Origin of the sequence: Saccharopolyspora phatthalungensis, assembly GCF_014203395.1 — a bacterium.
GTDB classification, from domain to species: domain Bacteria; phylum Actinomycetota; class Actinomycetes; order Mycobacteriales; family Pseudonocardiaceae; genus Saccharopolyspora; species Saccharopolyspora phatthalungensis.
Window position 1 is genome coordinate 1813573 of record NZ_JACHIW010000001.1, and the last position, 21232, is coordinate 1834804.

The 21232-nt window shown below is 67.7% G+C and carries 21 protein-coding genes, 2 tRNA genes and 1 pseudogene; 9 read left to right on the forward strand and 15 right to left on the reverse strand.

Features of this window, described 5'->3' with window-relative positions:
• Positions 1-56 precede the first annotated feature (56 nt).
• Complete coding sequence (locus BJ970_RS08060; RefSeq protein ID WP_184725539.1) at positions 57-533, reverse strand: nucleoside deaminase; 477 nt, start codon at positions 531-533, stop codon at positions 57-59.
• The gene (locus tag BJ970_RS08065) at positions 530-1018 is read right to left on the reverse strand and encodes a tRNA adenosine deaminase-associated protein (RefSeq protein WP_010307658.1); all 489 of its coding nucleotides are present in this window, start codon (positions 1016-1018) and stop codon (positions 530-532) included. The genes BJ970_RS08060 and BJ970_RS08065 overlap by 4 nt, the downstream gene beginning before the upstream one ends.
• A gap of 123 nt (positions 1019-1141) precedes the next feature.
• On the opposite strand from BJ970_RS08065, the gene BJ970_RS08070 reads away from it, so the two are divergent.
• From BJ970_RS08070 to BJ970_RS08080, 3 genes are all read left to right on the forward strand, one after another.
• Positions 1142-2110, forward strand: a complete 969-nt coding sequence (locus tag BJ970_RS08070) for a prephenate dehydrogenase (protein ID WP_184725541.1) — start codon at positions 1142-1144, stop codon at positions 2108-2110.
• Positions 2111-2563: 453 nt separating this feature from the next.
• Positions 2564-3256, forward strand: a complete 693-nt coding sequence (locus BJ970_RS08075; protein WP_184725543.1) for a TetR/AcrR family transcriptional regulator — start codon at positions 2564-2566, stop codon at positions 3254-3256.
• A 36-nt stretch (positions 3257-3292) separates the two neighbouring features.
• Positions 3293-4471, forward strand: coding sequence for a cytochrome P450 (locus tag BJ970_RS08080; protein ID WP_184725545.1), 1179 nt, complete (start codon positions 3293-3295; stop codon positions 4469-4471).
• Between the two features lie 123 nt (positions 4472-4594).
• On the opposite strand, the pseudogene BJ970_RS08085 reads toward BJ970_RS08080, so the two are convergent.
• Positions 4595-5704: pseudogene (locus BJ970_RS08085) on the reverse strand (MFS transporter); the annotation flags it as partial.
• A gap of 349 nt (positions 5705-6053) precedes the next feature.
• Between BJ970_RS08085 and BJ970_RS08090 the strand changes: the two are divergent.
• A complete protein-coding gene (locus BJ970_RS08090; protein ID WP_184725547.1) occupies positions 6054-6524 on the forward strand; it encodes a YbaK/EbsC family protein in 471 nt (156 codons plus the stop codon).
• Positions 6525-6832: 308 nt separating this feature from the next.
• A complete protein-coding gene (locus BJ970_RS08095) occupies positions 6833-7057 on the forward strand; it encodes a hypothetical protein (RefSeq protein ID WP_184725549.1) in 225 nt (74 codons plus the stop codon).
• Positions 7058-7122: 65 nt separating this feature from the next.
• On the opposite strand, the gene BJ970_RS08100 is transcribed toward BJ970_RS08095, so the two are convergent.
• The 3 genes from BJ970_RS08100 to BJ970_RS08110 form a co-directional block, all read right to left on the reverse strand.
• Complete coding sequence (locus tag BJ970_RS08100; RefSeq protein WP_184725551.1) at positions 7123-7908, reverse strand: SDR family NAD(P)-dependent oxidoreductase; 786 nt, start codon at positions 7906-7908, stop codon at positions 7123-7125.
• Between the two features lie 87 nt (positions 7909-7995).
• Positions 7996-8667, reverse strand: coding sequence for an O-methyltransferase (locus tag BJ970_RS08105; protein ID WP_184725553.1), 672 nt, complete (start codon positions 8665-8667; stop codon positions 7996-7998).
• A 245-nt stretch (positions 8668-8912) separates the two neighbouring features.
• Positions 8913-9920 (reverse strand): GlxA family transcriptional regulator, encoded by a 1008-nt coding sequence (locus BJ970_RS08110; protein ID WP_184725555.1) that lies wholly within the window; start codon positions 9918-9920, stop codon positions 8913-8915.
• Positions 9921-9963: 43 nt separating this feature from the next.
• Between BJ970_RS08110 and BJ970_RS37680 the strand changes: the two genes are divergently transcribed.
• The gene (locus BJ970_RS37680; protein WP_246470768.1) at positions 9964-10185 is read left to right on the forward strand and encodes a hypothetical protein; all 222 of its coding nucleotides are present in this window, start codon (positions 9964-9966) and stop codon (positions 10183-10185) included.
• Between the two features lie 23 nt (positions 10186-10208).
• The gene (locus BJ970_RS08115; protein WP_246470769.1) at positions 10209-11237 is read left to right on the forward strand and encodes an MFS transporter; all 1029 of its coding nucleotides are present in this window, start codon (positions 10209-10211) and stop codon (positions 11235-11237) included.
• Between the two features lie 19 nt (positions 11238-11256).
• Here BJ970_RS08115 and BJ970_RS08120 read toward each other — a convergent pair whose 3' ends face one another.
• Positions 11257-11886 carry an SRPBCC family protein gene (locus tag BJ970_RS08120; protein ID WP_221467087.1) on the reverse strand — a complete coding sequence of 210 codons (630 nt, stop codon included), beginning with the start codon at positions 11884-11886 and terminating at the stop codon, positions 11257-11259.
• Between the two features lie 728 nt (positions 11887-12614).
• Between BJ970_RS08120 and BJ970_RS08125 the strand changes: the two genes are divergently transcribed.
• Positions 12615-13433: an SAM-dependent methyltransferase gene (locus BJ970_RS08125; protein WP_184725557.1), complete on the forward strand. Its 819-nt coding sequence runs from the start codon at positions 12615-12617 to the stop codon at positions 13431-13433.
• A gap of 82 nt (positions 13434-13515) precedes the next feature.
• Here BJ970_RS08125 and BJ970_RS08130 read toward each other — a convergent pair whose 3' ends face one another.
• The 8 genes from BJ970_RS08130 to BJ970_RS08165 form a co-directional block, all read right to left on the reverse strand.
• Entirely contained in the window at positions 13516-14184 is a 669-nt protein-coding gene (locus BJ970_RS08130; RefSeq protein WP_184725559.1) for an RraA family protein, read from the reverse strand.
• An 869-nt stretch (positions 14185-15053) separates the two neighbouring features.
• A complete protein-coding gene (locus BJ970_RS08135; RefSeq protein ID WP_184725561.1) occupies positions 15054-15992 on the reverse strand; it encodes an ImmA/IrrE family metallo-endopeptidase in 939 nt (312 codons plus the stop codon).
• On the reverse strand, positions 15982-16335 hold the full coding sequence (locus BJ970_RS08140; protein ID WP_184725563.1) for a hypothetical protein: 354 nt from the start codon (positions 16333-16335) through the stop codon (positions 15982-15984). Before BJ970_RS08140 ends, BJ970_RS08135 begins: the two co-directional genes overlap by 11 nt.
• Entirely contained in the window at positions 16328-16645 is a 318-nt protein-coding gene (locus BJ970_RS39915; RefSeq protein ID WP_376775006.1) for a colicin E3/pyocin S6 family cytotoxin, read from the reverse strand. The genes BJ970_RS08140 and BJ970_RS39915 overlap by 8 nt, the downstream gene beginning before the upstream one ends.
• 176 nt (positions 16646-16821) lie before the next feature.
• Positions 16822-16894 (reverse strand) — tRNA-Arg (locus BJ970_RS08150).
• A gap of 42 nt (positions 16895-16936) precedes the next feature.
• Positions 16937-17026: transfer RNA gene (locus BJ970_RS08155), tRNA-Ser, on the reverse strand.
• Between the two features lie 113 nt (positions 17027-17139).
• Positions 17140-19134 carry an acetoacetate--CoA ligase gene (locus tag BJ970_RS08160; RefSeq protein ID WP_184725567.1) on the reverse strand — a complete coding sequence of 665 codons (1995 nt, stop codon included), beginning with the start codon at positions 19132-19134 and terminating at the stop codon, positions 17140-17142.
• Positions 19135-19246: 112 nt separating this feature from the next.
• Positions 19247-19951, reverse strand: coding sequence for a dienelactone hydrolase family protein (locus BJ970_RS08165; protein WP_184728953.1), 705 nt, complete (start codon positions 19949-19951; stop codon positions 19247-19249).
• Positions 19952-20141: 190 nt separating this feature from the next.
• Between BJ970_RS08165 and hisC the strand changes: the two genes are divergently transcribed.
• The gene (gene hisC, locus BJ970_RS08170) at positions 20142-21203 is read left to right on the forward strand and encodes a histidinol-phosphate transaminase (RefSeq protein WP_184725568.1); all 1062 of its coding nucleotides are present in this window, start codon (positions 20142-20144) and stop codon (positions 21201-21203) included.
• The last annotated feature ends 29 nt before the right edge of the window (positions 21204-21232 follow it).

A 21232-nucleotide genomic window follows, 5' to 3' on the forward strand; every position in this document is an offset into this window, starting at 1 on the left:
GTGCGGACAGGCCGCCCGAATCGGTGGAATATGACAGCTTCGCCAGTGTGACCGTCTCACGTGCGGTGTTCGGCGAAGAAGCCCTCCAGCACCGCCGCGCACTCGTCGGCGAGCACGCCGCCGACCACCTCCGGCCGGTGGTTCAGCCGGCGATCTCGCACCACGTCCCAGAGCGAGCCCACCGCGCCGGTCCGGGGTTCCCACACCCCGAAGACCACTCGGGCCACTCTCGCCAGCACCAGGGCACCGGCGCACATCGTGCAGGGCTCCACCGTGACCGCGAGCGTGCAGCCCTCTAGGCGCCAGCCGTCGCCGTGCACCGCAGCCGCTGCGCGCAGCGCGAGGATCTCCGCGTGCGCCGTGGGGTCCTGCAGCTCCTCGCGCCGGTTGTGCGCTTGGGCGAGGATCCGCCCGTCCTGGTCGACCACGATCGCACCGATCGGAACATCCCCTGTGGACGGTGCCTCGGCGGCGGCTCGCAACGCGGCCCGCACCAACTCGGCATCCTCGGCGCGGGCACCGGATGTGCTCACTGGTCCAGCTTCTCCAGCACCTTCGCGAAGTTGTCCCCGAAGCCGCAGCGCTGGGCGATCATCTCCAGCTGCTCGTCGGGGTAGAGGTCGACCTCTTCGATGATCACGAGCAGCTCGCCCTCCGGCAGCCCGAGGTCGGACAGGATAGCGAGGTTGCCCTCCGGCCACACCTCTTCGTCGTCCTCATCCGGCGGGTCGATGCGCAGCAGGTCGAGGACGTCCGCCGCGATGTCGTAGTCCAGCGCCGCGGCGGCATCCGACAGCAGCAGGTCCACCCCGCCGGGCACTGGCCTGATCAGCACGAAGAACTCGTCGTCCACATTGCACATACCGAACACCGCGCCGGTGGAACGTAGCTCGCGCAACGCCGTGATCGAGGCGTCCAGGCCGGTCAGCACCGACTTGTCCATCGTGCTGCACCGCCACCGCCCGTCCTCCCGCACCACGGCGACGGCGAAGCCAGCGACCGGCTCCTGCACCGTCATGAGGACACCGTAGAGCGTACGAACGCCACCCGAAAGCACTATTGTGCGCGCGTCACCTTCCGGGCCTCGTTTGCCGCTCAACCGGGTGCGTGATCGCCGGCGAAAGTCGGGCAGGATGGACCGATGCGTGCCGTGTGCGTGATCGGACTGGGACTCATCGGGGGCTCTGTGCTGCGAGCCGCCGCCACTGCCGGACGCCCCGTCTGGGGGGCCACCGCATCGGAAGCGGACGCCGCCGAAGCGCGGGCGGAGGGCTTCGACGTAGTCGACGCCGAGTCGGCCTTGCGCCGAGCCGCCGAAGCGGACGCGCTCGTGGTCGTCGCGACGCCGTTGACCGCCGTGCGCGAGGTGCTTCGGCAGATCGCCGAGCACGCCCCCGACGCCTTGCTGACCGATGTGGTGAGCGTCAAGGATCCGGTCGACGCCGAGGTCCGCAGCCTGCTGCCCAGCGCCCGGTACGCCGGCGGCCACCCGATGGCCGGGGTGTCGAGTTCCGGCTGGTCGGCCGGCTCGGGCGAGCTCTTCGCCGGGGCGGCCTGGGCGGTGATCGTCGAGGAAAACACCACGCTGGAGGCGTGGCGGGAGGCCGCTCAGCTCGCGCTCGACTGCGGCGCCCAGGTGGTGCCCACCTCGGCATCCGCGCACGACTCCGCGGTCGCGCGGGTCTCGCACTTGCCGCACCTGTTCGCCGCGGTGCTCGCTGCGGTCGGCGCGGACGGCGGCCCGCTGTCGCTGTCGCTGGCTGCGGGCTCGTTCCGCGACGGCACCCGGGTCGCGGGCACCGCGCCGGAGCTGGTGCGGGCCATGACGGAAGGCAACCGGGTCGCGCTGCTGGACGCGGTCGACGACGCGCTCGGCCGGCTCGGCGCGGCGCGCGGGTCGCTCGCTTCTACCGGCGGACTAAAGTCCACAGTGGACTTTGGTCACGCGGCGCGGCGAGCGTTCGAAGACCTCGCGAGCAGCGAGCGCGCGAGCGCGACGGTGCAGCTCAACGCCACCGCGCTGGAACGACTGCGGGAGCTCGGCGAGCGCGGTGGACGCGTCCTCGCGCTTTCGGCGGAGACCGCCAGCGTGGAGCTGCCGGTGACGTGACCCGGGTCGACCTCAATGGGAAATCCACCCGTCGATTTCCATGAATCGGCATCTCACGGGGGCGGAGCGCGTGGCGGCCGCGCGCATAAAGAGAGGCCGCCCTGTGCGTAGAGGCGGCCTCTCCATGATCCGCTCCGACCACTGCCGAGCAGGGACGGCCCTCACCTGGTCCCGCTCGTCAGCGTAGGTCGGGCGGCGATGTTCGGTTGCGTAGAACACCCCGAATCCCATGGTGCGCCCTTCGGGGCCGCCGGAAAAGCCCTTCAGAAACTAGTCCCGCCGGAGCGGCGGCGCGCGCCGAGCTTCGCTCGGCAGAGGCATGGGGCGACGCCTTCGGGTGACCCATTGCTCACGGCTTTGGTGCGCGCTACCGTGGTCCATGACGGCGTGACCAATTTTCAAATCTGGTCATGTGGTCATCAGATGAGCCGGACCCGACCTTGGAGACGTCCCATGCCGCAGCCCACCGAACGCCCCGACCGCATCCTCGACGCGGCGGGCGAACTGATGATTCGGCTGGGGTACCGGAAGGTGACCATCGAGGACATCGCCAGGCAGGCCGGTATCGGCAAGGGCACCGTCTACCTGCACTGGCGCACCAAGGAACAGCTGTTCGAGTCGCTGTTCCTGCGCGAATCGGTGGCCATGATCACCGAGCTCGTCGACGGCGTGCGTCGCGATCCCGAGGAGGTCCGGCCACACCGGTTCATGCGGGCCTCGTTCCTGGCCACCCAGCGCAGGCCGCTGACGCGGGCGCTGGTCACCGGCGATGCGGAACTGCTCGGCAACCTCAAGCGGAGCACGGCGCGCAACCGCGGGCAGGAATTCACCGAACGGTACTTCGAACTGATCACCAAGTACGGCCTGGTGCGCGACGACGTGCCGGACCTGACCTTCTCGCTGAACGCCGTGGCCTCCGGGTTCTTCCTGGTGGACAAACTCAACCCAAACATGGCGGCCTTGGACGACCAGTCCAAGGCGGACGCGCTGGGGCGGACCCTGCGGCGCGCCTTCGAACCCGACCACGGTCCGGACCGCGCCTCCCTGACCGCCGCGGCGGCCGAGATCAGCTCGCTGTTCGACGAGATCAACACGAACTACCGGGAGTGGATCTACACCTCCGGGGCAAAGTCAGAGCGCACCTGATCGGTGGCGCTCGTCGTCATTCAGAAGGGGGAACACATGACAACCCTCGCCGACACCTGGGGAATCAACAAGGCGCAGTTCTGGCTGCGGGGCTTACGACCGGAACGAACGGTCGAGCACGATTCGGCGGCCGGATTCTGGAACGTCTACGGGTATCCCGAAGTCCTGGAGGTCCTCAGCGACCCCGCCACCTTCTCCTCGAACACCCAGCGGCTGGTGCCTGAGGCGGCCGGGTTCCAGGAGGGCAACCTGGTGAGGATGGACCCGCCGCAGCACCACAAGCTCCGCAAGCTGGTGAGCCACGCCTTCACGCCGAAGGTCGTCGCGAACCTGGAACCCCGGATCGCCGCGCTGACCGGCGAACTGCTCGACGCGGTCAACGACCGGACCGAACTGGTCGCGGACCTGGCCTATCCGCTGCCGGTCATCGTGATCGCGGAGCTGCTGGGCGTGCCCAGCAGCGACCGGGGCCTGTTCAAGCAGTGGGTGGACGCGATGTTCGCGAACTCCAACCGGTTCTCCCTCAAGGAGCGCTCGAAAGAGCAGGAAGAGTACCTGGCGAAAGCCATGGAGCAGGTGCGGCAGCTGACCGATTACCTGGGCGAGCACGTCCGGGAGCGGCGACGCGCTCCGCGCGAGGACCTGCTGGGCAAGCTCGTCGCGGCCGAAGTGGACGGCGCGCGGCTCACCGACGCCGAAGTGGTCAACTTCGGGATGGTGCTGCTGGTCGCCGGGCACATCACCACGACGATGCTGCTGGGCAACACGGTGCTGTGCCTGGACGCGCACCCGGAGCAGTTCGCGAAGGTGCGGGCGGACCGGTCGCTGGTGCCGGCGACGATCGAGGAGTCGCTGCGCTACTTCAGCCCGTTCGCGGCGCTGTCCCGGGTGACCAATCGGGAGGTCGAGCTCGCCGGAGCGCAGATCCCGGCCGACGAACTGCTGCTGCTGTGGATCGCGGCGGCCAACCGCGACCCCCGGCAGTTCACCGACCCGGACGTCTTCGACATCGAGCGGGACCCGAATCCGCAGATCGGGTTCGGGCGGGGCATCCACTTCTGTCTCGGCGCACCGCTGGCCCGGCTGGAGGGGCGGGTCGCGCTGAACATCCTGCTGGACCGGTTCCCGAACCTGCGGACCGACCCGGCTAACGGGCCGGAGTTCATGCCCAGCCCCAACATGACCGGCGTCCGCAAACTCCCGCTGCTGCTCTGAACCCGTGCACGCGGGGCCGCGAAATGGGGACCGCGGCTTCAGTCGAAACTGCGGTCCCCAGAGCAGGCCGCGGTGGGAACTTGGGTGGGGGCCCGGTGCCGGGGCGGGCGTCGGGGTTCGCCAGAACAGGACCAGGGCGAGCACGGCGACGGCGGCCGACACCGGGCCCAGCGCCGCCCAGCCCCACTCGGCCGCGACGGCTCCGCCGGTCAGCCCGCCGAAGCCCATGCCCAGGTACAGCGCCGACGAGTTGAAGGCGATCAGCACGCCCGCCCGGTCCGGGGTCAACGAGATCAGCCGGTGCTGGATGGCCGGCATGATGCCCCAGCCGCCGAGTCCCCAGAGGACCAGCATCGCCGCCGTGGTCGGCACCGAACCTCCGGCGACGGGCAGGAAAACCAGCCCTGCGGCGAGCACGAGCAGCGAACCGACGATGCCGATCGCGGAGCCGAAACGGTCCGTGATCCGCCCGACCACGGTGTTGCCCATCGCGCCCGCGACGCCGTAGACGAACAGCAGGACGCCGAGGGTGCCCGCGCCCGCGCCGGTCAACGACGACAGCATCGGCGAGGCGTACGTGTAGGCCGCGAAGTCCGCCAGCGAGCCGAGCATCGACACCGCCAGGACCCACAGCACAACCCGATTGCTCAGCACCGACACGCGTTCCCGGATCCGCATCGCGGGCGGCGCCGGGACCGGCGGCAGGGCCAGCAGAGCGATGGAGGCGAGCACACCGAGCGCCGCGACCGTCCAGAACAACCCCTGGTAGCCAACGGAATCCTCCAGCACAACACCCAGCGGCACGCCGATCACCGTCGCCAGAGTCAGCCCGCTAAGCACCATCGACACCGCGCGCCCGCGGCGATCCAGCGGCACCAGATCGGCGGCGATCACCACGGCGGTCGGGGTGAACAGGCTGGCGCCCAGCGCACCGAGCACCCGTGCCGCGGTCAGGATGGCGAAGTCCGGGGCCACCGCGGTGGCGATGTTGCCGACGACGAACAGGGCCAGCGACAGCCACAGCAATCGCCGGCGTTCCCAACTTCCGACCACAGTGGACAGGACTGGGGTGCTGATCGCGTAGGTCAGGGCGTGCACCGTGATCAGCTGGCCCGCGGTCGTAACGGGCACGTCGACGTGCCTGGCGATGGCCGGCAGCACGCCGGCGACCAGGTAGGAGCCGGTGTTGATGACGAAGGTGCCGACAGCGAGCACCAGGAGCCGCAAGGGCATTGGCTTCCTTCGAGGTCGCGGGTTGGGCAGGGCAGCACGAACCGCGCAAGGGCGGAGTTGAAGCGCCGGGAGGCGCTCGACGAACCGTTTTCCGCGACCACGTCAGGGCGTGACGAGGCCCATGCCGGACAACGGCGGTGCCGGATGTTCGATTGACAGCCGACCCGGCGACTGCGGACGGCCAAGAAGGCAGACCCGTTCTCGGTGTCGGCTGGAACAACGACCTCAGGCGGGCCGCACCCGGGATTTCGACCGCGCCCCCGCCGGTGTTACGCCGCGTGTCGCGACTCACGACCAACCGTGGTAAACGACTTGTACCGGCCGTAGGACTTGCGGGATTCTGCGCCGCATGAGCAATGCCACGGATACCTTCGCCGCCTGCTTGCGCGGGCTCGATGTCGCCGGCCGCGTCGTCGAGTTCGACACCGACCTGCCGACCGCCGCAGCGGCCGCCGAACAACTCGGCTGTGAGCTCGGCGCGATCGCTAACAGCCTGGTCTTCACCGCCGACGATGCGCCGCTGCTGATCGTCGCCAGCGGCGCGCACCGGGTGGACACCAGGCACGTCGCGAGACTGCTCGGGGCGCGCAAGATTCGGCGGGCCACCCCGGAGTTCGTGCTGGAGGTGACCGGGCAGCCGGTGGGCGGCGTCGGCCCGGTCGGGCATCCGCGGCCGATCCGGACCGTGGTGGATCGAATGCTGGCCGACTACCCGGAGGTCTGGGCCGGTGCGGGCAGCAAGCACGCGATGTTCCCGACCTCGTTCGAGGAACTGGTGCGCATCACGGGAGGACTGGCCGCAGCAGTCGAGAAGCCCTGACGTCCGCTTTCCCGCGATTCATACACCGCACCAACCGTTTCCCGCGCAATTGACTCGACCGCGGTCGCGGCGACTACGGCTTTCGACATCGCCCGGCCACCACGGCGGATCGAGCACTGCCAGGTCAGATCTACGGAGATTTCGCTCGCTGTCGAACGGCTTTCGCGATGAGCCGGTCGGCACACCTTGAGGTGAATGATCTCGATCTCGATCAGCGCGGAAAAGTGGCTGCCGGTAGACAGATGACGCAACACATTCCGGATCCCCCAGATCCGGGAGCCAACGTACTCTGATTGAAAGGAAGCACGATGCGTTCGCTTTCCCGCAGTGCCGTCGTGGGCGCGCTTGCGCTGCCGTTGGTTTTCGCCGGAGCTGGTATGGCCGCCGCCGCTGACGCCCCGTGGGGCTGGGACTGGATCACAGCCAGCAGCAGCCAAACCACCGAGACCACGACTGTGTCCTGGAGCCCCACCGTGGTCACCCAGGTCCACGACAACACGACCCACTTCATGAACTTCGGGATTGCTGGCTGACCTGTTTCGCCACGAGGCCCCGCCACCCCCGGCGGGGCCTCGTTTTTGCTTACGGCGCAAGCGAATCAGACGCTGGGGTCGAAGCGGCCGTCGATCGCGGTCCAGCCGCCCTCGACCAGTTGCAGGCTGCCGGTCACATACGACGCGGCGTCGGAGGCCAGGTACACCACGGCACCGGCGATCTCGTCGGCGTTGGCCCACCGCTTCAGCGCGGTCTTGTCCGCGTAAGCGGAATACCAGATATCGTCGGACTTGATCTGCTTGGTCAGCGGCGTCTCGAACGGGCCGGGCGCGATCGCGTTGACCCGTACGTTTTTCGGGCCCAGTTCCGCTGCCAACGCGCGGGAGAGCTGCACGACGCCGGCCTTGGTCGCGGCGTAAATACCCTGCCCGGGTTCGACCACCTCGGCGCGGAAGCTGGCGAAGGTGATGATGCTGCCCCGGCCGCGCTCGGCCATCCGTGCGCCGAAGTCCCGCACCAGCCGGTAGGTGCCCTTCAGATTGATGTCGACGACCCGGTCGAATTCCTCGTCGACGGTGTCGACCAGCCGCTTGCGAACGTTGATGCCGGGCGTGACGACCAGTACGTCGGCGTCCGCTTCGGTCTCCGCGAGCTGCCGGACCTGCGCGCCGTCCCGCACATCCAGCTCGCGCCAGCTCGCCTCGTGACCGAGCTGTCCGACCGCCTCCGCAGTCTCCTGGGCACCGAGCGGGTCCAGGTCCGCGACGACCACCTTCGCGCCGAATTCGGCCAGTCCCAGCGCGCTGGAGCGGCCCAGACCGCTCCCACCACCGACGACGACCGCCTTGCGTCCGTCGAGCTGGAAGAGATTCGCGAGCCGACTCGTCATGAACTTGCCTCCCGGGTGGTGATCGGTCCGCGCGCGGGTTGCCCGGCATGCCACACCGCGCACCCGCGGATTGGTCTGACCAACTGATCATTTACCAGGCGGGAGCACGACGGCAAGGGTGAAGCCGTCGTAGCCCTTCACTCCGACCGTTTGGATCGTGGTAGCCGCCGCACGCGGTTCAGATGCGAGCAATTCGTGGAGTCGGCGCACGCCCCGCACGGCCGGCTCGCTGCTGTGCTCATCGGCCACCTCGCCGCCGCGCACCACGTTGTCCACGATCACCAGCCCGCCCGGCCTGGTCAGCACCAGGGCCCAGCGGAAGTACTCCGGGATGTTCGCCTTGTCCGCGTCGATGAAGACCAGGTCGAAGGACTCTCCGACCAGTTCCGGCAGGGTGTCCAGGGCGAGGCCGAGACGCACCTCGGCGATGCCGTCCAGCCCCGCTCGGGCCAGGTTGCCGCGCGCGACCTCGGCGTGCTTCGGCTCGGCCTCCAGCGTGATCAGCCGACCGTCCGCCGGTAGGGCGCGGCCGAGCCAGATCGTGCTGTAGCCAGCGAGCGTGCCGACCTCCAGGACGCTGCGTGCCTGCACGGCACGGGCCAACAAGTTCAGCAACTTTCCTTGCAGGGCGGACACGTTGATGTGTGGCAGCCCGGCCTCGTCGCCGGCCCGCAGCGCGGCGGCCAGTACCGGATCTTCCGGCGCGAGCAGCCCGCCGAGGTAGTCGTCCACTGCGCTCCACTGCTGTTGTTCTGCCATGCCGACCTCCTCGTCTCCCTTCATTCCACCCGGCCGCGCCCAGCCGCGCAGCAGATCGGCGCTGAACCGTCGCCGGCGAGCCGGGCCGGTCCGATGTGGACGTCTGTCGCCAGTGGTACCCCAGACCACCGCGACGCCGGCCGACTCGGACATTTCACCGTCGGCGCAGATCACCTACGATCGGAACTGGGCGGTCGGGTGGCTCGCGGCCGAGACTGAGAAGACCCTTGCCGGATATGTCGTATTCAATTAGCGACGGCTGCTTCGCTGCCCCGGAAGGTGCCGCGATAGGCGCTCGGTGACACGCCGAGCGCTACCTGCAGATGCTGGCGCAGCGAGGCCGCGGTGCCGAAGCCCGCGTCCGCCGCGATGCGGTCGACCGGCAGATCGGTCTCCTCCAGCAACTGCCGGGCGCGCTCGATGCGCTGCTGGGTAAGCCACTGCACCGGCGAGATGCCCGTCTCGTCGCGGAACCGGCGGGTGAATGTCCGCACGCTCATCGACTCCCGCGCGGCCAACTCGCGCAGGGTCAGCGGCCGGTTCAGGTTCTCCAGCGCCCACGCCCGCGCCTGCGCGGTCGACGAGGACTGCGGTTCGGGGATCGGGCGCCGGACGAACTGGGCCTGGCCGCCGTCGCGGTGCGGCGGCACGACGGTCAGCCGCGCCACCTCGTTGGCGACCGCCGCGCCGTGGTCACAGCGGATCATGTGCAGGCACAGGTCGATCCCGGACGCCTCGCCGGCCGAGGTCAGCACGTCGCCGTCGTCGGTGTAGAGGACGTCGGGATCCAGCTGGACCGACGGGTACAGCCGCCGGAACTGGTCGCAGGAGTTCCAATGCGTCGTCGCCCGGCGTCCGTCGAGCAACCCGGCCGCGGCCAGCACGAAGGCACCGGTGCAGATCGAGGCGACGCGAGCGCCGGGAGGAATGCGGGCGAACGCGTCGGCCAAGGCATCGCCGAGACGGCCTGCGGTCTCGGTCTCGTCGCACTCATGCGAGGCGGGGACGATCACGGTGTCGGCCTCGGCGAGCGCTTCTGGGCCATGCGTGACGTGGATCGGGAAGTCCGCGTCGGTGCGCACCTCGCCAGGGACAAGCGTGCAGGTCACGACCTCGTACAGCGGCTTTCCGGCAGGCGAGCACGCCCGCCTGAACAGCTGGTGCACCAGCCCCAGCTCCATCGGCATCACACCGTGGCGGACCAACACCGCGACTCGACGAGGCATGGCCCGATTTTTGCACATGTTGGCCATCAGGCCACTCGTTCGGCTGGTTGCCGCGGCGCAGGGTCGAGGCATGACACTTGGCTCGGCAGCGAAAACGACGGCCGGAACCGCCGCGCGGACACGCATCCATCGCGCCTGGTGGGTCGCCGCGGTGTCCGCGCTGGCGATCATTGGCGCGGGTGCCTGCGCCACCACCGCCGGCCTGCTGGTCACTCCGCTGTACCACGAATTCGGCTGGTCCCGCGGGACCATCGGAGTCGCGGTCTCGGTAAACATGGCGCTCTACGGCTGACCGCGCCGTTCTCGGCGGCGCTGATGGACCGCTTCGGCGTCCGGCGGGTGGTCGTCGGCGCTCTGCTGCTGATCGCGTCGGGCGCCGGGTTGACCACGGTTCTGTCCGAATCCTGGCAGTTCGTGATCGGCTGGGGCATCCTCGTCGGGATCGGTTGCGGTGCACTGGCGATGGCCTTCGCGGCAATCGTGACGCACCGCTGGTTCGTCACCCGGCGCGGGCTCGTGACCGGGTTGCTGACCGCGGCGAGCGTTTTCGGCCAGTTCGCCTTCCTTCCCGTGCTGTCCTGGATCGTCGATCATTTCGAATGGCGCTCGGCGACCGTCACGTTGGCCGTGATCGCAGTGGGCACGGCACCACTGGTCTGGACGGTGTCGCGCGACCACCCCGCCGACGTCGCCTTGCGCCCGTACGGCGCGACCGAGTTCAAACCCAAGCCGGTACCGGCTCCGGACGCGGCGCGGCGCGCGCTGCGAGTGCTGTTCGCCGCCCTGCGGACCGGCCCGTTCTGGCTGCTGGCGGGCACTTTCGCGATCTGCGGGGCGTCCACCAACGGGATCATGTGGACCCACTTCACCCCGGCCGCGCAAGACCACGGCATGCCGACGACGGTGGCGGCTTCGCTGCTCGCGGTGATCGGGGTGGTCAACGTCGCCGGCACGATCGGCTCGGGCTGGCTGACCGACCGGTTCAGCCCACGCCTGCTGCTGGTCGGCTACTACCTGCTGCGCGGGACTTCACTCATGTTTTTGCCGGTACTGCTGGCGCCGACCGTGCGTCCCGCGATGCTCGTCTTCGTTGTCCTGTTCGGACTGATCGATGTGGCCACCGTGCCGCCGACGATCGCCCTGTGCCGCGAACTCCACGGCGAGGACGGCGCGATCGTCTTCGGTTGGGTGAGCGCCGCGCACCAGGTGGGTGCCGGGCTGGTCGCCTTCGCCGGTGGCGTGACGCGGGACCTGCTGGGCTCCTACGACGCGGTGTGGCTCGGCGCTGCCGCATTGTGCGCCGCAGCCGCCCTGATGGCGGCCGCGATCAGGGGCCGTCGTTGACTCGACGGCGGGCGCCGGGTCAGGCGGTGGTTTGGTCGACGTCCGGCGTGAACTGCGCGATCGCCGCGGCGACACCCTGGGCGATCTGGTCGCCGTCGGCCGTGCCCGAATCCTCGGTCGCGGCGGCCCACGCCTTGATGGCCAGCCGGGAGAACTGCTGCACCTCCGCGGTGTTCTTCCCGACAACCTGGTCGGCGACGGCTTCGCCCCGGAGATAGCTGTCCAGTCCGAGCAGGCCGATGTCCCAGCCGGGGCCGATAAGGAGCGCGCCCGCGCCGCTGCTGGTCGGCGCCAGCGGAACCGAGTGCATCATCTCGAACCCGGTCCGGCCACCCACCTCGGACAATCGCAGCTCCACCACACTGTCGTCCGCGCCGAACGTGGTCTTCAGCAAGCGCGGCGCCGTGCAACGCAGGATCTGGCCGCCGGCGTTGCCGGCGAACTGAAACCGGCCGCCTTCCCGCAGGTCACCGGCGATCGGCAGGAACCAGCGCCGCAACCGGTTGGGTTCGGTCAGGGCGCTCCAGACGTCCCTGATCGGGGCGGCGTAGTTCCGGCGCAGCAGCACGCTCACCCGTGCACAGCCGTCGATCGAATGCTGGCTGACCACGCGCTGCACGGAGGCGACCTGCTTGGCGATGTCGATCATTTGGTTTCCTCCCGTCCGGACCACCGCTGGTCATCATCCGGCCTCGGCCCGCCGCTCGCTCGCTCGCCGACAGCGGCAGAAGGTTGATTCGGCTCGACCGGAAGTCCGCGCAAGAGAAGTCGTTGAAGCTTGATGTCGCTTGTTTTCCATTTCCTGACGACGCTTTTGCGTCCTCTGCTGGAACTCGTTGCCGATGTCGCCTGGTCCGGCGTCGTTTGGGCGGTGTTCGGCCGACCTCAGCTGATCGCCGCGCATCAGCCGTGGTCATGCCCGCCCCACCAATAAGCCAAATCGTCCCGGTCGGTCGGAATTTTTTTGGAGGTCGGCGCCTGGGGGCTGATGGCGTTGGTCCGCATTGCCGCGCAATAGCGGGGGCGATCGGCTAGAGCTTTTGGCGTGTTCGGAGAGTGATCAGTGGCCCACTGCCTTGGGTTTCGTGGCTTCTGCGCACATCCGGCTGTGTGTATGATGCGCGCGTGTTTGCTGCGCAACTCAAAGGTGCGTTCGTTGGCAAGCATGCACGCTTCGAGCTGCACACCGAGCAGGCGCCTGGGGCCATTGCCGCCGGTGAGCAGGAGACTTGGAGAATGCTGCGGGACTGCGCACGGACCTCACCAGCGTGCGCAGTAACGAAATACCTACTTCTGCCAACCAACCTGTGTTGGACCAGCGCGTGATCGATACGCTCGGTTCGCCGCTCACGTGCCACCAACTGGTGAGGGATGCTCATGCCCAGTCCTGATCTGCCGCCGTCGGCTGGCATTGACACCTCCACCCCGAGTATCGCTCGCGCTTACGATGCCGCTCTGGGCGGTAAGGACAACTTCGCGGTCGACCGCGAGGCGATGCAGGAGTTGGAGCGGATCGCGCCGGGGATGAAGCCGCTTGCGCGGGAGAACAGGGCTTTCCTCGGTCGGGTGTGCCGGTTCCTGGCGGCCGACATGGGCATCACGCAGTTTCTCGACTGCGGTTCCGGCCTGCCCACCGCCGACAACGTCCACCAGGTCGTGCAGCGGATCAATCCCGAGGCCCGGGTGGTCTACGTCGACAACGACCCCGTCGTCCTCGCCCACGGCCGGGCCCTGCTGGAGGAGAACGAACGGACCCGCTTCGCCGCAGCCGACATCTTCGAACCGCACGACCTGCTGAACAACGAGATCGTCCGGGCGCATATCGACTTCACGCAACCGCTCGCGCTCCTGCAGGTCGCCACGATGCACAGCTACGACGGGCCGCATCCGGACCAAGTCATGGCCGAGTACATCGATGCGCTGCCGTCGGGTTCCTTCCTCGGGTTCAGCCAGTTCTTCGACCCCGAGGACGAGTACCACGAACTGGCCAAGCACCTCCAGAAAGGGGCCAGGAGCAACGGGGTCAACATCGGCAACTTCCGCACTCGGGCACAGATCGAGCCGATGCTCGCAGGGCTGGAACTACTCGAACCCGGCCTGGTCTACACCACCGACTGGCGGCCCGACGGACCCCGGACGCGACCACGCCTCCCGGCCTACCACCTCCACGTCGGCGCACTGGGCCGCAAGCCCTAACCCCTCAGCCCTGACGAGGTGCCGAGCATGCCTAGCGCACCGACCGGTGTCGCACCACTGAGGCATGCATGGGCGAGTGGGCTCAGGGCTCAGTCCTCGCCGCGGTGCCGTCACGGACGGCTGTGGGGTCTTCCGTGCGGATCTGTTCGCGGAAGCGAGTGTCGTCGCGTTCGATGCGTTCGGCTTCGTCGACGACCCGATGCACGCTTGCGGCAGGGATGATCACCCCTCCGCTCCGGTCGGCATAGGCGTAGTCGCCGGGGGTCACGCACACGCCGCCGACCTCGACGGTGACGTTGGCGGCGAAGGGCATTACGGTGTCGCCGCCCCAATGGGTGGCTTCACCGCCGCACCACGTGGCGAAGTCATAGCTGGCGAGCTCGGCAAAATCCCGCAGCCGTCCGTCGGTGAGCACGCCGGCCAGGCCGTGGTCGTGCAGCCGGGACAGCTTCGTTCCGCCGCCGTGCGAGGCGTCGGGGTAGCCGCCGGCAGACAGCACGAGCACGGCGCCTGGTGGGGCGCCCTGTATGGCGCGGTAGAACAAGGCAGCGAGCCCGAGCTGACCATCGGGAAGGTCGTCGCGGTAGGGGATGAAGGCGATCGTGACGACCGGCCCGAACAGCATGCGGCTAGGGTCCGGGCTGGTGAGCGGGTACAGATGCGCCCGATGGTGGTAGATCCGGCCCATGGCGTCCACCAGAGACGCACAGCCGAGCTGCTCGACTCGGGTGCGCAGTTGTTCATTACCCATGTTGCTCGCCTCGATTCTTCCCGTCGTACGGGGTCAAATGCGGCACGCGAGGTCCTGCTTCGTCGGGGTACCCCCAGACCGGGCGAAGCAGGCGTCTATCCCTCCTTCTTTCCTCTGTCGGCCGTTCGTTGCCGTTGACCGATGGCCGTGTGGTGTCCAGACAGGTGTGCGCGCACCAAGTCGCGGATTTCCCCAGGGGTGCGGGCGTATCTCCATTCGCGGTCGAGGATGCCGGTTGCCACGATCATGGTCTCGCTTCTCCCTGGATCACTGTCGGTTTGGTAGCGCCAGGCTCCCAGATAATCCTCATCCGTCATTCGTCCACTGAGGAGTCTGCGATCGTGCCGCGCCGGGCACCCCGGGAAACGTCCGGGCACCCATTTCGCGCCCAAGGGACTGCAATGGGAGGTTGAGCCGACGCCAAGGCCAAGGCTGACGGCGCCGAAAAGCAGGAAACCCCCTGATAAAGGGGGTTTCCGACTGTCTCGACCAGACGCGCCCGAAGGGATTCGAACCCCTAACCTTCTGATCTCGTTTCCGTGATCATCGACACTTGCCGTCGTTTGCTACCTGCTGTGGCCTCGCCGATGGACGCCTCGCGGATCGCGTGGTTGCCGTTGGTTGACATGATCGATGGTCGATTATTGGCAATTTCTTTGCAATCCGGCTGCATCGTCGAGTGGCCCGGCACGCAGTGGCGTGTACATCGAGCCCCCAGCCTCTGTCGGTGATCTTGTCTACGCTGCCTGATCGTGGTGACCGCACGCATCTACGGCGAAATCGATGGACATCCCGAGGGACGAGAAGTAAACCACCTACGTCACCGCCGCGCGATATGTACGCAGGAACTCGTAAGCCGTACCGTTGGGTTATTTTCGACGGCCCTTAGCCGGGGTTGCAGCTTTGTTCTGCAAGTACTGCTCGAACTCAGGGATCGCCAGAAGTACGGCGAAATCTGGGTGCGTCGCAACTCGATGCCGAAGGGTTCCAAGGCGATTCTCGGCGCTCGCGTCGCGGGCCACACTGAGAGCGTGACCGACTACTCCGTTGATTCGCTGGGCAGCTTTCTGGTGATCTCCGGTAAAGTTGGCTACAGCCAAAGCTTGCCACAGTAGCCCCGTCGTCACCTGCTGAGGAACATTCGGTTCGGCTATTACCTCGACACCCTCAGCGAGCTGGAACCACTCAACTTCTTTTCCTTGATGCAGTGTGCGACCCCACGCCAGGGCGTTTCGCCGTAGATCCTTCTTTGACGCGACCGCGTCCAACCGTGTCCCGTGACTGGTCACGGGCCGGTCCAATCCTGGAACGAAGAACACATACCCGGGCAGCAGGACACGGTTTAATGCGAGCACGCCTGCCGCTGCGGATACCTCCGCTTGCTCGATCTCTGCGAGCGCCAAGCTTGGATCCACATATCGGTCTGCGAATCTATCTAGAAACCTGTCAGGCACCAGAAGATGCGATGCGAATCGATTTGCTTCGGCCTCCTGGTTTACGCCGAACGGACCGTGTGGTTGGCGATTGGACTCAGGTCCGGTATCACAACGGACAGTGTCGACATGCCAACCGATAACCACATGCCCGAGTTCGTGCGCGATCGTGAACCGCTGTCGTCGCCAAGCTTGTGTGGCGCCAACAAAGATCATCGGTCGCTCGCTGGACAGCACCGCGATGCCGTCGCAGTCATACGGCCAGTCGCAAACTTCGAAGTCGGCGAATTGCTCGGCCAGCTCTTGGACGTCGACCGGAGGGTGCAGATCGTAGCGATCGACCAACTCGGCTGCCAAAAGCTGCTCAGCAGTCATTCTGTTGCGGCAACCGTCCGGTCTGCTTTAGCCAGTGGAGGACCCCAGCTGCCTCAGCGTCATTGCCAGCACGTGCTGCGGCAGCCACTACCCCACCAAGTTCTGCGACCTCAGCCGACGGGCGGTTCATACGCTTTCCCGCGATTGCAAACCTCAGCGACTCGGGGCGTTCCACCCACAAGGCGTACTCGTCGTCCGTCAACCCTAAGTAGCTGGCTAGGGACTGAACGCGGCTGCACGGGGCGCCATCAGCGTCGTGCCAGGCGTCGACCCAGTCGTCAATGTCATCGAGCAACGCCTTACCGGCAAGGTGCGCTTCGACGAAGCTCGCTTGCTCAGACATCGATCTTCCTCCCTCGCACCGGGCCACTGATCATTTCACCTGACACAGCGTCCAAGACGCCTAGGTGCTTCCCTCGCTTGTTGTACACCTCGATGTGCCCATGCAGCGCGTCCCACTCGTAGTATCGGTCACCACGGCCGTTACGCCAGCGTTTTCGACCGTTAGTTGCACCGCATGAGTGCTGCGTGTCCAGGAAACAGGGCTGTGGTCGTGGTACCCCGGCCATCAACGAAGCTGCTCCTTGACCCGTAGGGGCGCAACCGGCGCCGCCTAACCAGAAGGAATCTATTGGAGCCCTCAACACGTACATGGGACGGGGTCAGAAGTCGCGCCGCAGTGCCGAAGTGCTCGATCAGGTCGTTCGCGCCGGCGATGGCCAAAAGTGGCAATAAAGTGGCAGCGGGGTCGCGGCGATAATCACACCGTGACCCCCCGGACAGCAGGAAACCCCCTGTTCAGGGGGTTTCCTGCTGTCTCGACCAGACGCGCGCCCGAAGGGATTCGAACCCCTAACCTTCTGATCCGTAGTCAGATGCTCTATCCGTTGAGCTACGGGCGCTTGTTCAGTTGTGCAGTCTCCACCTTGCGGTGGAGGCCACAGCGGAGGCTCCGGGATTTGAACCCGGGAGGGGGCGTAACCCCCAACCGCATTAGCAGTGCGGCGCCATAGACCAGACTAGGCGAAGCCTCCCGGTAACCCTCGCGGCCACCGGAGAAAAGATTACACAACCCGTCGACCGGCCGACACAGGGGGGTCGGTTTCGCGTCCGGGGAGGCCACCGCGGCGGTCTCCCCGGACCTCGATCATCTCGCTAGGTCGGCGCTGAGCTGCACGAACGGCTCCAGGGCCGCCGGGTTCTGCAGGGCGTCGCGGCTGACCGCGCGCTCTGGTGGGGTGCCGGCGAGGATCTTCTTCACCGGGACCTCCAGCTTCTTGCCATTGAGGGTGCGCGGCACCTCGTCGACGACGATGAACCGGTTCGGCACGTGTCGCGGGGAGAGCTCGGTGCGCAGTGCCGCCTTGAGCTTCGGCTGGACCTCCTCCAGGTCGATGCCCTCGGCCAGCACCAGGAAGCACAGCAGCTCTCCGTCGGTCTCGCCCGCGCCCGAGGTATCGATCACCAGCGAGTCGACGATCTCCTCAAACCCCTCCACGACCCGGTAGAACTCCGCGGTACCCATCCGGATGCCGCCGCGGTTGAGCGTCGAGTCGCTGCGGCCGTAGATCACCAGGGTGCCGCGGTCGGTGACGCGCACCCAGTCTCCGTGCCGCCAGACGCCGGGGAACGTGTCGAAGTACGCCTCGCGCAGCCGGGAGCCGTCCGGGTCGCTCCAGAAGAACACCGGCATCGTCGGCATCGGCTTGGTCAGCACCAGCTCGCCGACCTCCTCGTGCAGTTCCTTGCCGTACTCGTCGTAGGAGGCCGCCGCCGCGCCCAGCATCGGGCAGGAGATCTCCCCCAGCCACACCGGCACATCCGGCGCGGCGCCCACGAACGCGGTGCACAGGTCGGTGCCGCCGGAGACGCTGGCGATCTGCACGTCTTCGCCGACCGCGTCCGCCACCCAGCGGAAGCCGTCGGTGGTCAGCGGCGCTCCGGTCGAGCCGACAGTGCGCAGCGCGGACAGGTCGAGGTCGTCCTTGGGGCGCAACTCGTGCTTGAGGCAGCTCTGTATGAACGGCGCCGACGTGCCGAAGTAGTTGACCCGGTGGCGGGCCGCCAGCTCCCACAACGCCGACAGCGACGGGTAGCCCGGGTTACCGTCGAACAGCACCAGGGTCGTGCCGGTCAGCAGGCCGCCGACCAGGAAGTTCCACATCATCCAGCCGGTCGTGGTGAACCAGAAGAACCGGTTGCCCGGGCCAAGGTCACAGTGCAGGCCGATGATCTTGAGGTGTTCCAGGACCATGCCGCCGTGGCCGTGCACGATGCCCTTCGGCAGGCCAGTAGTGCCCGAGGAGTACAGCACCCACAGCGGGTGGTCGAACGGCACCGGGTCGAACTCCAGCGGTGCGCCGTGGTGCTGCGCCAGCAGGTCATCCCAGCCGATGGTCCCGGCCAGTTCCGCGCCCTCACCGAGGTAGTCGACCAGCACCGTGCCCGCCAGGCCCGGCATCTCCGCACGCAATTTGTCCACAGTGGACCTGATGTCGAAGTTGCGGCCGCCGTAGCAGTAGCCGTCGACCGCGATCAGCACCTTCGGCTCGATCTGCACGAAGCGGTCCGCGACCGCCCGCGCGCCGAAGTCCGGCGAACAAGACGACCAGGTCGCCCCGAGACTCGCCGCCGCCAGGAACGCCACGATTGTTTCGGGGCTGTTTGGCGCCAGTGCCGCGACCCGGTCACCGGCCCGCACTCCCAGCGCCGCGAGCCCCGCGCGAGCGGCAGCCACCCGCGCCCGCAGTTCGCCGTAGGTGATCTCTTCGCTGCGGCCGTCCTCCCGCTCGAAGATCACCGCCAGGTCGTCGTCCGCCTTGCCGTCGCCGTCGCGCAGCGCATGCTCGGCGTAGTTCAAGGTCGCCCCGGGGAACCACTGCGCTCCCGGCATCACCTCAGCGGCCAGCACCTGCTCGGCGCGGTCGTGGAAGCGGACGCCGAAGAACTCCGCCACCGCCGACCAGAACGCGCTCAGGTCCGACACCGACCACTGCCACAGCGCCCGGTAATCGGGCAGGTCGACGTCACGCTCGCGGCGCAACCAGTCACGAAACGCCGCCATCCGGCTGGCCGCCACGCGCTGCGGGTCGGGCTGCCACAACAGCTCGGGGATCTGCTCGGGGTGGGTGCTCGGTGTCATGCGCCCTTCCTAACCCAATAGCCCCTGGTTCAGCTAGCCTTCGGCGCCGGTGAGCTGCCGGTTCTGTGTCCCGGACCGATCATGAGGCGTGACCGGCCCGCGCCGAGTCGGCTCAACGCAGGTGGAGGTCGAGCCAGTTGCGGGCTCGCTGCCACGCTTCGGCCGCCGCATCCGCGTCGCGGTCGAAGCGGTGCCCTGCGCCGGGGTAGTGGACCACGTCGGTCGCCGTCGGCGCGGTGTCGGTGACCTCGCGGAGCTTCTCGACTTCGCCGGGCTCGATCTCCTCGTCGTCATCGCCGTAGAGCCCGAGCCACGGGCAGGCCAACTCGCCGGCGATCTCCACCAGCGGCGGCAACGCCGAGGACAGCGGGTCAAGAATGCCGCGACCGCCCACGCTGACCGCCGCCCCCACGGTGCGGCTGGCCGCCACCACCAACGCCGCCGTGCCACCCACGTCGAAGCCGATGATGCCCTGCCGGTCGGCGGGAACCCCATGGTCGGACAGCCAGAGGAAGGACGCGTCGGTGTCGGCCAGGATCGAGTCGCCGGACAGCCGCTGCACCTGGTCGTGCACGTGCTCCTCAGGGTGGTGGTCGTGGAACTCGTCGGTGCCGTCGCGGTGGTACAGGTGGGGCGCGACGGTGAGCCAGCCCTCCTCGGCGAGAAGGCCGCTCAACCGGCGGACCCGTTCCGTGACACCACGGGCCTCATGCAGGACGACGAGCCCGCCGCGCAAAACGGTGTCCGGTTCGGCGGCGGTGAGCCGGAGCTGGGTGCCATCGGTGAGCGCAAGCGTCTCGGTCCGGGTTTGGATCATGCCCAGCAGGTAATCACGTCGAGATGAACGCAAGGCAACGAGTTCAACCGGTCGGACGAGTGATTTCCACCGGTGATCACCATAATGAGGCATCGGATCATCGGCACACCCGTTTTCCGGGTGCGGTGGTGCTGATCCCGGCTTTGGGGGGTTAACGTCCAGATGACCCATCCGGAGCAAGGAGTCGTCCATGACCGTGCGCACCCGTGCCGACCTCGAACAGTTGCCCGCTTACGTCGCGGGTCGCACCATCCCCGGCTCGATCAAGCTGGCGAGCAACGAGGTTTCCGAAGGCCCGCTGCCGAGCGCGGTGGCGGCCATCAACCAGGCGGCCGGCGAGGTGCACCGCTACCCGGACATGGGCATCGGGCGGCTGACCGCCGCGCTGGCCGCGCGGCTGGAGGTGGCCCCGGAACGGATCGCCGTCGGCTGCGGTTCGGTCGCGCTGTGCGAGCAGTTGGTGCAGGCGACTTGCACCGCCGATGACGAGGTCATCTTCCCGTGGCGGTCGTTCGAGGCGTACCCGATCATCACGCAGGTCGTGGGCGCCAAGCAGGTGCGGGTCCCGCTGACCGCCGAACACGCTCTCGACCTGGAGGCGATGCTCGCCGCGATCACCCCGGCCACCCGGTTGATCTTCGTGTGCACGCCGAACAATCCGACCGGCACCCTACTGCGGCGGGCCGAGCTTGAGGCCTTCCTGGACCGGGTGCCCCAGGACGTGCTGGTGGTGCTCGACGAGGCGTACTTCGAGTTCGTCGTCGACCCGGATGGCCCCGACGGCGTCGAGATCGCGCGGAAACGCGACAACGTTGCCTCGATGCGGACTTTCTCTAAGGCGTACGGCCTCGCTGGGCTACGCGTGGGCTACGCCGTGGCACCGCCTAAGGTCGCCGAGGCGCTGCGGAAGGTGGCCATCCCGTTCAGCGTCAACGCGCTCGCCCAGGCCGCCGCGATCGCTTCGCTGGACGCACAGGACGAGTTGCAGAAGCGGTGCGCCAACGTGGTCGCCGAGCGGGAGCGGGTGCACCGGGAACTCGTGGCCGCCGGCTACCAGGTTCCCGAGACGCAGGCGAACTTCGTCTGGCTGCCGCTGGGCGAGCGCACCGGCGAGTTCAACGAGCACTGCTTGCAGAACCGGGTTGTGGTCCGCGCATTCGATGGGGACGGTGCGCGGGTCACGATCGGACAGCCCGAGGAGAACGACGCATTCCTTGCCGCCGCCCGTTCGTTCGGCCGAACGGCGCAGTGATCACCGATCGTGCATCGATCCGGGTCGTC

Excerpts from the sequence above, each read along its gene's own strand:
- BJ970_RS08095 (WP_184725549.1), top strand. The coding sequence starts at position 6,833 with ATGCGTTCGCTTTCCCGCAGTGCCGTCGTGGGCGCGCTTGCGCTGCCG.
- BJ970_RS08105 (WP_184725553.1), bottom strand. The coding sequence starts at position 8,667 with ATGGCAGAACAACAGCAGTGGAGCGCAGTGGACGACTACCTCGGCGGG.
- BJ970_RS08165 (WP_184728953.1), bottom strand. The coding sequence starts at position 19,951 with ATGATCCAAACCCGGACCGAGACGCTTGCGCTCACCGATGGCACCCAG.
- BJ970_RS08115 (WP_246470769.1), top strand. The coding sequence starts at position 10,209 with ATGGACCGCTTCGGCGTCCGGCGGGTGGTCGTCGGCGCTCTGCTGCTG.
- BJ970_RS08065 (WP_010307658.1), bottom strand. The coding sequence starts at position 1,018 with ATGACGGTGCAGGAGCCGGTCGCTGGCTTCGCCGTCGCCGTGGTGCGG.
- BJ970_RS08140 (WP_184725563.1), bottom strand. The coding sequence starts at position 16,335 with ATGTCTGAGCAAGCGAGCTTCGTCGAAGCGCACCTTGCCGGTAAGGCG.
- BJ970_RS08135 (WP_184725561.1), bottom strand. The coding sequence starts at position 15,992 with ATGACTGCTGAGCAGCTTTTGGCAGCCGAGTTGGTCGATCGCTACGAT.
- BJ970_RS37680 (WP_246470768.1), top strand. The coding sequence starts at position 9,964 with ATGACACTTGGCTCGGCAGCGAAAACGACGGCCGGAACCGCCGCGCGG.
- BJ970_RS08160 (WP_184725567.1), bottom strand. The coding sequence starts at position 19,134 with ATGACACCGAGCACCCACCCCGAGCAGATCCCCGAGCTGTTGTGGCAG.
- BJ970_RS08075 (WP_184725543.1), top strand. The coding sequence starts at position 2,564 with ATGCCGCAGCCCACCGAACGCCCCGACCGCATCCTCGACGCGGCGGGC.
- BJ970_RS08130 (WP_184725559.1), bottom strand. The coding sequence starts at position 14,184 with ATGGGTAATGAACAACTGCGCACCCGAGTCGAGCAGCTCGGCTGTGCG.
- BJ970_RS08110 (WP_184725555.1), bottom strand. The coding sequence starts at position 9,920 with ATGGCCAACATGTGCAAAAATCGGGCCATGCCTCGTCGAGTCGCGGTG.
- BJ970_RS08100 (WP_184725551.1), bottom strand. The coding sequence starts at position 7,908 with ATGACGAGTCGGCTCGCGAATCTCTTCCAGCTCGACGGACGCAAGGCG.
- BJ970_RS08080 (WP_184725545.1), top strand. The coding sequence starts at position 3,293 with ATGACAACCCTCGCCGACACCTGGGGAATCAACAAGGCGCAGTTCTGG.
- BJ970_RS39915 (WP_376775006.1), bottom strand. The coding sequence starts at position 16,645 with ATGTACGTGTTGAGGGCTCCAATAGATTCCTTCTGGTTAGGCGGCGCC.
- BJ970_RS08120 (WP_221467087.1), bottom strand. The coding sequence starts at position 11,886 with ATGATCGACATCGCCAAGCAGGTCGCCTCCGTGCAGCGCGTGGTCAGC.
- BJ970_RS08070 (WP_184725541.1), top strand. The coding sequence starts at position 1,142 with ATGCGTGCCGTGTGCGTGATCGGACTGGGACTCATCGGGGGCTCTGTG.
- BJ970_RS08125 (WP_184725557.1), top strand. The coding sequence starts at position 12,615 with ATGCCCAGTCCTGATCTGCCGCCGTCGGCTGGCATTGACACCTCCACC.
- hisC (WP_184725568.1), top strand. The coding sequence starts at position 20,142 with ATGACCGTGCGCACCCGTGCCGACCTCGAACAGTTGCCCGCTTACGTC.
- BJ970_RS08090 (WP_184725547.1), top strand. The coding sequence starts at position 6,054 with ATGAGCAATGCCACGGATACCTTCGCCGCCTGCTTGCGCGGGCTCGAT.